This is a genomic window from Telmatobacter bradus, assembly GCF_048629425.1.
In the GTDB taxonomy this organism is placed as follows: domain Bacteria; phylum Acidobacteriota; class Terriglobia; order Terriglobales; family Acidobacteriaceae; genus Telmatobacter; species Telmatobacter bradus.
This window is the reverse complement of record NZ_CP184532.1, coordinates 936922-949268: the sequence shown is the minus strand read 5'-3', so window position 1 is coordinate 949268 and position 12347 is coordinate 936922. Positions and strand designations below refer to the sequence as shown.

Sequence of the window (12347 nt, the reverse complement as noted above, 5' to 3'; positions counted from 1 at the left end):
GAAGGGCCAGGAAGACATTCTTGCCCTTCTTGTCGGTTCAGGAGAAAAGCTAGTTCGCGTGGATCGTGGACAGAACGACAATCTCACCCGGCGCAAGAACGAGGCTGGAAGCGGGTGTGCTCACGGCGTTCTCTTCTTCTGTGCTGGTGCGTTCAATCTCTGCCCAGGCATGCGTTGCTCCGGTTAGCTGGATGCTGCGTGCCACGGATCCACGATTGATCATCACCACCGTCTCGTCCTTGCTGTCGGCAAAGGCCGTGGTTAGTAAATCCGGATCGTTGCTGTTGGCACTCACGCGCAGCATGCCTTTGTGGATGTGGCGGCTGTAAGCACCGAGTACGCGCAGTTGAAAGCTCGACGGCGCGACCGTCCAGCCTTGGGTGCGGTCGGGAACGAGCAGCGAACGCGATGCGCCAAAGCTTGGCTCTTCCACGTCAAGCAGCACCCAGCAGTACATCAATGCAACGGCGTCTAGCTCGGTCAGATTCTTGTGATAAAGCTGCGCCGCGGCAAAGGCCACACGGTAGGACGCCTCCTGCAAATGCGCATCGTTCAGGCAGATCTCGGTGGCAATGAACTCCTTGTCTTTGCTGGCCTCGCGCATGGCCTTCAGACGCGCATCATACATATCGGGATTGGCAGCGAATTCCTGAAAGTCGTACTCGTGCGTGGCCGTGTAGTCGAGCGCCTTCCATGCGGCAGCGTTCTGCGCCAGATCCTTGGCGCGGCTGGAGCCCATGTACATGTAAGGTGCATCGGCCATGTGAATGCGCGTCGAGGTGAAGCCTGCGTTGTCGAGGGCGTGGCGCAAGGCCAGAACCATGGCGGCAAAGACGGCGGGCGGTTCTTCCACTTCATTCTGTACGCCAATGATCAGCGGGGCTGCACTGGTCTTTTCTTTTTCCTTTTTGCAGAATTCGACCGCGATGCGCGCATACTCATCGGCCTTGGCCTGCGTCTTGATGGACTTATTCCATGCGTCGTAGACGTGCGGCCCGTCGTAGGCTTCCGTGGCCCACTTAGGCAGCGCCCACAGCTCGTAAATCACATCGCCGCCCAGCGCCGTAATCTTCCGGTTGTAGTCGAAGCTTGAGACTTCACTGTTGGGAAAGTTATCGCCATAGTAGTGCGGCGTGGCTTCGGCGGCGTTGTCCATGTTGCTCAGGTCGGGCTTCAACTCCGTACCCATGGGGTACTCGCGTTGTAGCAGAAGATTGTAATGCTTGATCAGATTCCAGTAAGCATTTCTTCCCTGCTCACTCAGCTCGTTATAGGCGGGAATGCTGGGGCTACCGCCGAAGCCAAGCATCTTTTGATGTTTCTGACCTTCCTTGATTTCAATAGATGCAGCGATGGCCTGTGGCTCGATGAGTGTACCGGATGCGACGCTGTGTTGATTCCGCAGCGCGGAGAATTGCAACTGATGGCGGGTTACGTCGAAGAGCAGCGGCACTTCCAGCACAGCTTGCCCATTGAGCAGAACGCGGACGGCAAGATGCGCATCGGCAACGACGGTGAGCGAATGCACCGGACCCAGAAACTGTCGTTCCTGCTCGAGAATTTTCTTGTCGGGATGGTTTCCCTGACCATCGTACAGGCCGTACGAATCATAGGAGTGTTCCGCGATCCGGACCTTGCTTTCGCTTAGTTCCACGATGAATCCGGCGTGGGGTCCGGTGAAGATCCAGCGCAGCGCTGTGTGCTGTTCCAGCGGTTGATCAAGAGTGAGCGTGCGCTCGAAGAGAGGCGAAAGCTCCTCATGGAAGTAGGCGCGGGCAATCTCGTCGGGTCGCGACCAGCCTGCGCCTGCAGGGCCATCAGAAACAAATTTGTAGTGATCGAGCATTGCGCCCTGCGGCGTGTTGGCGTCAGAGAGCACGAGCGCGCTTTGCGACCATGCGCAGAGCGTGCAGAAAACCAAAGGCAACCAGGCAAAAGAGTGAAAGGAACGCATGGCTACGATTATGTTGGCTGTTGCCGCGCTGTCAAGTAGATTGCACGTCGGCGCGCAGGCCGCTTTCAGACAAAAGAGCGCGTCCGTCGAGGCTTTTCTTATGGAACAGGCCATGAGCGTGCCGTGATTGTTCCGATTACGTCTTGTCTGTTGTTCGTTCAACTCTGTATCCTGTATGCGATCGGATGCAGACATTTTTCAGTCCGGTTCTTCTGTGCGGTCAGCTTTGCTGTCGCATTTTCTTTTACTTGTAAAAGGCATTATGTCCGGAAAGGAAGCACGCAACTGATCCTCGATAAATTTAATCTGAAGGGTAAGAATGCGTTGGTGACCGGCTCTTCACGCGGCATTGGCGCGGGCATTGCACTGGCTCTTGCCGAGGCTGGAGCCAACATCGCGCTGCATGGTTCGCGTTCGGTTCCTGCGGAAAGCGTCAATGCAGTTGCCGCCACCGGTGTGCGTCACATTGAACTGACGGGTGATGTGGCCGATCCTGCGGCTGACAAATATCTGATCGAGCAGACCATTGCACAGCTGGGCTCGTTGGACATTTTGGTGAACAACGCCGGAATCATTCGCCGCGCGCCCGCTGCCGAGCACAGTGAAGAAGACTGGGCTGCGGTGATTGACGTGAATCTGAACAGTGTTTTTCGTCTATCGCAGCTGGCTGGCCGTCACATGCTGGAGCGTGGTTCGGGCAAAATCATCAATATTGCCTCGCTGCTCAGCTTCCAGGGTGGAATCACGGTGCCCGGCTACGCGGCAGCCAAAGGCGGAGTCGCGCAACTCACCAAGGCTTTGGCCAACGAGTGGACGGCGAAGGGCGTGAGCGTGAATGCCATTGCGCCCGGCTACTACGCCACCGACAATACCGAAGCGTTGCAGAAGAATGAAGAGCGCAGTCGCCAGATTCTGGAGCGCATTCCGGCAGGTCGCTGGGGCCAGCCTTCCGATCTGGGCGGTGCTGCCGTCTTTTTGGCCTCGGAGGCAAGCAACTACGTCAGCGGCCACATTCTTGTAGTCGATGGCGGCTGGATGAACCGCTAGCCACCTGCAGTGGAGCTAACTGCTTCGCGTGGCACAGCAAGGACATAGGACATGGGGCGGGTTTTATGCGTCCCTGGACCCTTTTATCGCACCGCACAGCCTTCCCTGCGTTTCGACGTAGGGAAGGCTGTGCTGCGTCTAGGCGTAGATTTTGGCTCTAGCGTATCAAAGTCAATGCCGTTCCAATGCGCCCCCAAAAAGCTGAGAGCTGATAGCTGTTTTTTGCGGAAGGCCACGTCTCCCTCCAGCCGCGCTACCGGGTCGCTGGCAGTTGTAAGGTGGGTAAATTCTGCTCGCCGTCGGTACATTGCCAGCGCTGAAACCAGTGCGTCGAAGGCATCTTCGCTTTCCTCGGCGGTTTTTCTGGTTGCGGGCGAGAGTTCAGGCAGGCTGTTCAGGTTCATTGCCGCAAGATAGCTGCGGCGGGCATTGGCGTTGCTTTTGGCCACAGGACCAGTCAGCAGGCGGGGGTACATTTCCACCACCAGCGGTAGCTGCAGTGCGTCAAAGGGCCAGATGGCTAAGCCTGCCCGGCGCAAACCGGCCAGCAGGGGCATTCCCCGCAGCGATCCGGTTCCGGCTGAGCCTGCGCCGCCGATCTGGTAGATCGACTTTGGCTGGATTCCAGCCACGTTGATCGATTTTTCGCACAGCCGCAGTTGCTCGCCGGGAAAGGGCACTGGCCGCTTTTTGCCCGGCTTGCCCCAGAAGGGCGCGGGGCAGTTGGCAAGCCAGCTTTCACCCTTCTCGGCCACCAGCTGCCAAAGTTCTTCGATGCTCTTGAGCTTGTTGCGCCGGAAGAAATCCGCCGGAAACGAGAAGGAGAAGTCGAGCCCGACCACGACGTTTTTCTCTTCTTGCAGAAGCTCCGTGGTGAGCCATGCGAAGACTTCAGCGCGGATGCGGCCGCGGGTCAGGCGGATGCTTTCGGCGTCCACTTCCGCCACAACGATGTGCGTCCGCTGCGCTGTTTCCGCTTGGCTGCCCGACCAGTCGATGGCGATGGTGCGCGTAGGAATCTTCACTCCGCGTCCAAATCCACACTTTCGAGCGCGGCGAGCGTCTCGTCGGGCACATCCCACTGGCGCAGCACCTTGTAGATGGTGGTGGTGGAGAAGCCTGCCCCAATCAGCCGCCGCATCACCCGTGCTGTCTCTTTATCGTTGGTGGGTTGCTTGATGCGCTTGCGCTCCAGATGCTGGCGGGCCAGTTGTACCTCGTCGGTCTGGCCGTAGCGGGCTTCGATCGTTTCGTCCACCAAATCAGCATGCACACCCTTGCGCTGCAGATCCTGCCGGACCCGCCGCTGGCCGAAGCGTTCGTTTTCCTGCCGTAGACGGGCGTAGGTTTCAGCAAAAGAAGCATCGTTCAGGTAGCCGTATTCCTTAAGGCGTGCGAGAACGGCAGTGACCAGATGCTCGCCTGTCGCGTCCGGCTCAACGCGGGTGGCCATCTGCCGCCGTAGCTCAGCCTCGGTGCGCATGCGTCGGCCTAGCGCCTTTACGGCATAGTCGAAGAGGCCAGCTGCGTCGAGTGGGGCCTTGGGCTTGCGGGATTGGGTATTGAAGGGCAAAAGTACAGCTCCTAGCTTCTAGCTTCCAGCTTCCAGCTTGTGGGTGCAAGTGCAAAAGTTTGCCTGCCTGCTCTTTGTGCAAGGGCAGGCAGGCTGTTGTTCCGACAAAAAAGCTGGAGGCTAGCAGCTAGAGGCTGCTTTATTTCGTCCACTCGTCCACCCAGTCGTTCACCGTCCTGTACCAGAGCTGAGAGTTCTGCGGCTTGAGCACCCAATGGCTCTCATCGGGGAAGTAGAGCATCTTGGAGGGCACTTTGAGCCGTTGCAGCGTGTCGAAGAGCTGATAGCCCTCGCTCACGTCCAAGCGGTAATCCAGCTGGCTGTGAATGACCAGGGTGGGCGTCTTGAAGTTTTTGGCCGAGCGCATGGGCGACCACTTCTCGAACGGGTTTTCATCCACAGGTTTGCCGTAGTAGTCCCACGGATGGCCCTTGAATTCCCACTCGTTGAACCACATCTCTTCGGTCGATCCGTAGGCCGACTCGGGGTTGAACATGCCGTCGTGACTCACAATGCACTTGAAGCGGTCGCTGTGGCCTAGGATCCAGTTGGCCATGAAGCCGCCGTAGCTGGCACCAAGTGCGCACTCGCGCGTCTTGTCGATGAAGGGAAATTTCTTCTCCGCTTCGTCCAGGCCGGTCATCAGATCGGTGAAGGGCTTGCCGCCCCAGTCGCCGTTGACGCCGTCCACTACCTTCTGCCCGTAGCCGGTTGAGCCGCGCGGATTCACCATCACCACCACGTAGCTGTTGGCGGCAAAGAGTTCGGCATTCCAGCGGTAGCTCCACGCATCGCCCCATGCACCCTGCGGTCCGCCGTGGATGAGGAACTTTACCGGATACTTCTTGGTGGGATCAAAGGCGGGCGGCGGAATCACAAAGCCCTGCAGCTTGGTGCCGTCCTTGGCCGTGAACCAGTAGTCCTGCATCTTGGGCAGATCGAGCTGGGTTAGAAGATCGTCGTTGAGGTGAGTCAGCGGAGCGAGAGTGGCTCGAAATGTTTTAAATCCCTGCTCGTTCACAGCCTCTTCGATCACATCGCTTTGCTGAAGCAGAATAGCCTCGGAGGGCTGATCGACCGTCATGCGGGTGGCGAGGATCGGTCCAGGGAAACCGGCCACGATGCGTGGATCCGGACTCGCGGGCAAAGGATGCAGGTCGCTGAATTCACCTTTCGCAGAGATTCGCGCAGGCTCTCCCGCATTCAGACCGGTAATATAAATGCCGGCCTCGCCATGATTGCCGCTGATGAAATAGATGCTCTTCGAGGAAAACGCCCACGCAAACTCATCCACCCAGTTTTCAAACTTGGGCAGCAGATCCCGCACCGCCGACTCGCTGGCTTGCTGACTTGCTGACCCGCTGCCTTTCGCTCTGTCGTAAACCATCAGCCGGAACTTGTCGCTCTCATATCCGGGCCGCTCCTGCGAGCGCCATGCAATGTACTTGCCGTCGGGCGAATACGCCGGATTGAAGTTTCCGCCCTTCGAAGTGCTGATCTTTACCGGCTTGGCCCCGGGGTTCGTCAGATCCAGCGTAAAAATGCTGGCGCTGGTGCTGATGGCCGGTTCTTCGTCCAGATTTTCCGTGAAGGCCAGCTCCTTCGAGTCAGGTGAAAAGGCAAAGCTGCTGCCGCCGCCCAGCGCAAAGGGAGGAACATCGCGCGGATCGTTGGGGGTCAGATCACGCACCGCGCTGTTTCCGAGCGCTGCCACGAAAAGGTGCGAGCGCTTTTCGCCGGTGAAGTGGTCCCAGTGGCGATAGAGCAGGTGAGTGAAAATCTGCGCCTTCACCTTGCTGGTGGCAGCGTCCAGATCGCGGTCGCTGTTGCATTTGTCACCGGTTGAGTCTTCGGGCGTGATGGCCTTGCAGTCGGGGTAGACAGCCGAGGTGAAGACGATGGACTGCAGGTCGGGCGACCACTCGGCATTGTCTGCGCCAGTCGAGATCAGGGTCAGGCGATCGGCATTTTCCACCGCGCCCGTAGCCGCATCAAAGTCGGCCAGCCAGACCTGACTGGAGCCCGTGCGGCTGCTGAGGAAGAGCACCCGCTTGCCACTGGCGGCAAACTGCAGGCCGCTATCGCCGGGGCGGAGTTCGGTGATTTTTTTGGCCGCGCCGCCTGCCACCGGCTGCATCCACCACTCGGTGTCCTTCTTGTTTTGGTCAAGATGGACGGTGGTGACAGAGTAGGCCAGCCACTTGCCATCGGGGCTAACGGCGGTTTCGCCCAGTCGCTTCATGGCCATCATGTCTGCAAAGGTCATGGGCCGCTTTTGCAGGGTGTTTTGGGCCGTGGCAAGGGTGAGGGCAGAGGCGAAGAGTGCAGAGAGTAACAGAAGTTTGCGCATGGGGGTCCTGAAACGAGCGCCGCATGGGTGTGAGGCTACTCGACTACAGAGTGTATACCGAAAAGCAGTCTCTAGCTGCTAGCTTCCAGCTTCCAGCGGCTTTCATGCAAGAAAAAAGGCTGTACCGGCCTGAGTAAAAGCCGATACAGCCTCGATGTGCAAAATACGCTGAAAGCTGATAGCTGTCTTTCGCTACACGATCAGCCCGGAAGCAATTTCTGCCACAGCCTTCAGCGCCGCGTCGATCTGCGCCTGATCCTTGCCGCCAGCTTCGGCGATCTCGGGCTTGCCGCCGCCCGAACCACCCAGCAGCTTGGCCACCGCGCCCACCAGCTTACCTGCCTGGATGCGCTTGGTCAGGCCCGGAGTCACACCGGCAATCAGGGCGACCTTTTCATCGGGTTGTGCGGAAGCGATCAGCACCACGCCCTCGCCAATCTTTCCCTTCAGGTTGTCCACCAGCGTACGCAACGCACCGCGTTCCAGCTGATCGGCCCGCAGCGTCACCAGCTTGATGCCCTTGACCTCAACGGCCTTTTCGACCGCCTCGTCCAAAGTACCCGCAGCGGACCTCATGCGCAGTTCTTCCAGTTCGCGGCGCAGCTTTTTCAGTTCGTCTTCCTGTGCCGCCACACGGCCCTTGAACTGCTCCAAAAGATTGCCGCCGGAAGGCACGAGCTGGGCGGTGAACTGTGCCAGTGCGTGATTCTCACGGAAGGCGGCCAGCGAACCAAAGCCGGTGATGGCTTCAATGCGGCGTACGCCTGAGCTGACCGAGCTTTCGCTCAGAATCTTGAAGAGGCCGATCTCACCGGTTGAGCCCGCGTGCGTTCCACCACAGAGCTCGGTAGAGAAGCCGTTGCTCAGCTTGATGATGCGCACCTTGTCGCCGTACTTTTCACCGAAGAGAGCCATGGCGTGGAACTCGTTGACGGCCTGATCGATGGGAATGTCTTCGAAGACCTCAACCAGCGCATCGCCCATGATCTCGCGATTGACGAGGGTTTCAATCTCGGTAAGTTCCTCGTCGGCCACCTGGGCAAAGTGCGAGAAGTCGAAGCGCAGACGGTCGGAATTCACCGCCGAACCGGCCTGCTTTATGTGCGCGCCCAACACCTGACGCAGCGCGGCCTGCAGAATGTGCGTGCCGGTGTGGTTGCGCTTGATGGCGTCGCGGCGTTCGGCTTCCACGATGGTCTGGACGGCATCGCCTACCTTCAGCGCATGCTTGACCACGGCCTTGTGTACGCGCACGCCCTGCACGGGCAGCACGCAACCGGTGATTTCGGCAACGGTAGCATTTCCATCGGACGTGAGGAAAACACCAGTGTCGCCAGCCTGGCCGCCAGAATCGCCGTAGAAGCTGGTGTGGCTGAGAACAACGTCAACCACATCACCTGGAACCGTGGCAGGAATGCTCACCCCGTCCTTGACGAGGGCAATCACTTCGCCTGCGGCATGGAGCTGCCGGTAGCCCAGGAAGGTGGTTTTAGCCAGATCGCGGAAGACGGGGCTGGCTGTCTTCTGGCTGCCGCCCTTCCAGCTGGCGCGGGCGCGGGCCTGTTCTTCGGTGCGAGCGGCTTCAAAACCGGCCTCATCAAACTTCACACCAGCGTCGCGGGCGGCGTCCACCATAAAGTCCAGCGGCAGGCCGAAAGTCTCGTACAGATGGAAGGCCTTTTCGCCGGTGAAGTTGCCCTTGAGCTCTTCATCCAGGCGGACCAGACCAACCTTGAGCACGCGGTCGAACTGCTTTTCTTCCGCTTCAATGACCTTGGCCACGCGATCAGCCGAATCGGCCAGCTCAGGATATGCGCCCAACATCAGATCGCGTACGGCGTAGACCATCTGGTAGAGGAAGGGCTTTTCCTGCCCGAGCAGGCGGCCATGGCGGATGCCACGACGCAGAATCTTGCGCAGCACGTAGCCGCGACCTTCATTCGAGGGCAGCACGCCATCGTTGATCAGGAAGGTAGCCGCACGGGCGTGATCGCTGATGATGCGCAGGCTGGCGTTTTTCAGCAGCTCTGCCAATTCTTTTTCCTGCTCTTCAGCTGACTTGCCAACTTGCTGACTCGCTGACTCGCTCAATCCGGTCAGTTCTGCAGCGCGGGCAATCAGCGGCGTGAACAGGTCGGTCTCAAAATTGGAAATCTTGCCCTGCAGCACGGCGGCCACACGTTCCAGACCCATGCCGGTATCCACACAGGGCTTGGGCAGCGGAGTCAGGGTGTAGGTGGTCTTGTCGTCCACGGTCACAGCCGCGCGGTCGAACTGCATGAAGACCAGATTCCAGATTTCGACGTAGCGGGCGTCGTCCTGGCCGAAGGGCTTGTCAACGCCGGGCTCGTCGCCCACCTCAACGCCCATGTCGTAGAAGATCTCAGAGCAGGGACCGCAGGGGCCAGTTTCGCCCATCTGCCAGAAGTTGTCCTTCAGGCCTAGCTCAAAGATGCGCTCCTTGGGAACGCCTGCCTTGATCCAGAACTCTTCGGCCTCAGTGTCGCGGGGCACGCCGTCAGCACCTTCAAAGATGGTCACGTAGAGCTTGTCTTTGGGGATGGCCAGCCACTCTTCGCTGGTGATCAGCTCCCAGGCAAAGGGAATCACTTCGGACTTGAAATAGTCGCCGAAGCTGAAGTTGCCCAGCATTTCAAAGAAGGTGTGGTGACGTCGCGTAAAGCCGACGTTTTCCAAATCGTTGTGCTTGCCGCCGGCGCGAACGCACTTCTGCGAGGTCGTGGCCCGCTTGTAATCCCGCTTCTCGGCGCCCAAAAAGACGTCCTTGAACTGGTTCATACCAGCGTTGGAGAAGAGCAGGGTGGGGTCGTTGGCTGGCACCAGGGACGAGGAGTGAACCCGACGGTGGCCCTTCGACTCAAAAAACCGCAGGAAGGTCTCGCGAATGTCGTTTCCAGAGCGATATTGCATGGCCTTAACAGTGTAATTGGGCAGGCCATGAGATTGGGAGGGGAGAAACAGCTTTCGACTCTCAACCGTCAGCTTTCCGCTCTTTTGTGGCGAAGTAAGGGAAGGTCCTGCTTGCAGATTTTCCTGGACTTGCCAAAAGATGGTACAGCCTCGGTCCGCTGAAAGCTGCTTTTGCACCCTCCCTACGGGCCACCTGCGGTGGGGCTAATTGCTTCGCGTGCCACCTGCGGTAGGGCTAATTGCTTCGCGTGACTTGGCCTGGATTCTTGATCGAGTTTTTGCGCCGTCCCTACGGGACTTTGTTCGTCGCTGCTGCCGCGTACCCCCACGTTGAAACGTGGGGCTAACCTGCATTGCGCCTACGGCGCGGAATTTTTACTGTCTTGTACCAAACTCTATGCTGCTTCGATCTGCAGAATGAACTGAAAGCTGAAAAGCTGCATCCAAAAGCAGAACAGCCACCCCGAAGGGCGGCCGTTCTGTTTTTGAAGTCAAGCAGCGATTTACCGCTCGCTCTTCCAGTTGATGAGATCGCCGAGAGTCGTGGTGGAGCTGGAGACCTGGTGCTTGTGGTCTGCCTTGTAGCTCTCCACCTGAGCGCGGCTGGCTTCCTGGCCAACTGCACGCAGGCTGAGGCCCACCTTCTTCTCTTCGACGTTGATCTTGATGATCTTGAACTCGTGCTCAAGACCGACTTCGAGCTTGCTTGCGCCTTCTTCACCTTCACCAGCTTCGCTGATGTGGCAGAGACCCTCGACACCCTCGGCGATTTCGACGAAGGCACCAAACTGGGCGGTGCGCAGCACCTTGCCGTGGACAACATCGCCCACGCGGTGCGCGGCAAAGAAGCTTTCCCAGACGTCGGGCTGCAGCTGCTTGATGCCGAGCGAGAGGCGGCGGTTCTGCGGCTCAACACCCAGAACAACAGCCTTAACCTTTTCACCCTTCTTCACAACTTCAGAAGGATGCTTGACGCGCTTGGTCCAGCTGAGGTTCGAAACGTGGACCAAACCGTCGATACCGTCCTCGATTTCGACGAAGGCGCCGAAGTCGGTCAGGTTGCGGACGCGACCTTCGACCAGGGTACCGGCCGGGTAGCGCTCGCTCAGGTTCTCCCACGGATTCTCCATCAGCTGCTTCATGCCGAGCGAGATGCGGCGGTCGGCCGGGTTCACGTTCAGAACCACAGTCTCCACTTCGTCGCCGGGCTTGACCATCTTGGAGGGATGCTTCAGGCGCTTGGACCAAGTCATCTCGGAAAGGTGAACCAGACCTTCAATGCCCTGCTCCAGCTCAACGAACGCACCGTAGTCGGTCACCGACAGAACGCGGCCCTTGACGTGTGCGCCAACCGGGTAACGCTCAGAAGCGTCCAGCCAAGGATCAGGCGTGAGCTGCTTGAAGCCAAGCGATACGCGCTGCTTATCCTTGTCGAACTTGAGAACCTTGACCTGGATCTCATCGCCGACGTTGACCAGATCGCGGGGATGGGTCAGGCGGCCCCAGCTCATATCGGTGATGTGGAGCAGGCCATCAATGCCGCCCAGATCAACGAACGCACCGTAATCGGTGAGGTTCTTGACGGTGCCAGTCAGCACGGCGTCTTCGCCCAGATGCTCAAGAGTCGTGGAACGGCGAACCGTCTGCTCTTCCTCGAGGATCTCCTTGCGGCTGACGACGACATTGCCACGCTTCTTGTTCAGCTTGATCACGCGAACTTCAAGCTGCTGGCCGAGGTAGCCATCCAGGTTGCGGACCGGACGAATCTCCAGCTGCGAACCAGGAAGGAAGGCCTTCATGCCGATGTCAACCGTCAAACCACCCTTAACGCGGCTGACGACGGTGCCAATGACGGCAGTCTTATCAGCAGCAGCCTTTTCGATCGAATCCCACACCCGCAGGCGCTGGGCCTTTTCGTAGCTGACCAGGTAGCCGCCCTCGGGCTCCTCACGCTCAATCACCACATCGATCACATCGCCGGCGACGAACTTCACCGCGCCGGTGTGATCCTGGACCTGCTCGAGCGGCACAAGGCCCTCGCTCTTCAAGCCCACATCCACAACCAGATGCTTTTCAGTCTGCTTGATCACCGTGCCGGCAACAACCTTGTCGCCATAGGCTTCAACAGCGGCGGCTTCCGCGGCCTGCTCACGCTCGAAGGCTTCGAGGGCGGCCGAGAAATCGACGTTATCAAAGTGATCAGCCATGCCATCGGCTGCTTCTTCAATTTCGGGTTCAGTGGTGGTATCGGCGTCCGTGGTCGCTGCGATGGCAGCGGTTTCAGGGGTGGACGTGGATTCGGACGACGGCTGCTGGAGTTCCGTCGCAATTTCAGGCGTAGAAATTTCCAATTCGGTGTTCAGGGTTGTGCTCTCGGTTTCGGGATTGAGGACGTCAGACATTACGGAGTACTCCGGACTCCTGGCTCCCGCAACGGCTTGAACCGTTACTGGGATGGCTCCACGCAATCGAGCACAGGCCAAGGAGGCCTG

At 58.8% G+C, this 12347-nt stretch carries 7 protein-coding genes; 1 reads left to right on the top strand and 6 read right to left on the bottom strand.

All coding sequences use genetic code 11. The features are described from left to right. Positions 1-49: 49 nt before the first annotated feature. Entirely contained in the window at positions 50-1954 is a 1905-nt protein-coding gene (locus ACOBR2_RS04015) for a hypothetical protein (protein ID WP_420238774.1), read from the bottom strand. Positions 1955-2281: 327 nt separating this feature from the next. On the opposite strand from ACOBR2_RS04015, the gene ACOBR2_RS04010 reads away from it, so the two are divergent. Next, positions 2282-3001: an SDR family oxidoreductase gene (locus ACOBR2_RS04010; RefSeq protein ID WP_420238773.1), complete on the top strand. Its 720-nt coding sequence runs from the start codon at positions 2282-2284 to the stop codon at positions 2999-3001. An 83-nt stretch (positions 3002-3084) separates the two neighbouring features. Here the strand turns inward: ACOBR2_RS04010 and ACOBR2_RS04005 are convergent, their stop codons facing one another. The 5 genes from ACOBR2_RS04005 to ACOBR2_RS03985 form a co-directional block, all read right to left on the bottom strand. Further along, on the bottom strand, positions 3085-4026 hold the full coding sequence (locus ACOBR2_RS04005) for a hypothetical protein (RefSeq protein ID WP_420238772.1): 942 nt from the start codon (positions 4024-4026) through the stop codon (positions 3085-3087). Further along, positions 4023-4574: a regulatory protein RecX gene (locus ACOBR2_RS04000; RefSeq protein WP_420238771.1), complete on the bottom strand. Its 552-nt coding sequence runs from the start codon at positions 4572-4574 to the stop codon at positions 4023-4025. The genes ACOBR2_RS04005 and ACOBR2_RS04000 overlap by 4 nt, the downstream gene beginning before the upstream one ends. 139 nt (positions 4575-4713) lie before the next feature. Next, on the bottom strand, positions 4714-6924 hold the full coding sequence (locus ACOBR2_RS03995) for a S9 family peptidase (protein ID WP_420238770.1): 2211 nt from the start codon (positions 6922-6924) through the stop codon (positions 4714-4716). Between the two features lie 192 nt (positions 6925-7116). Further along, positions 7117-9855, bottom strand: a complete 2739-nt coding sequence (alaS, locus tag ACOBR2_RS03990) for an alanine--tRNA ligase (protein WP_420238769.1) — start codon at positions 9853-9855, stop codon at positions 7117-7119. A 503-nt stretch (positions 9856-10358) separates the two neighbouring features. Further along, entirely contained in the window at positions 10359-12257 is a 1899-nt protein-coding gene (locus ACOBR2_RS03985) for a 30S ribosomal protein S1 (protein WP_420238768.1), read from the bottom strand. Positions 12258-12347 lie beyond the last annotated feature (90 nt).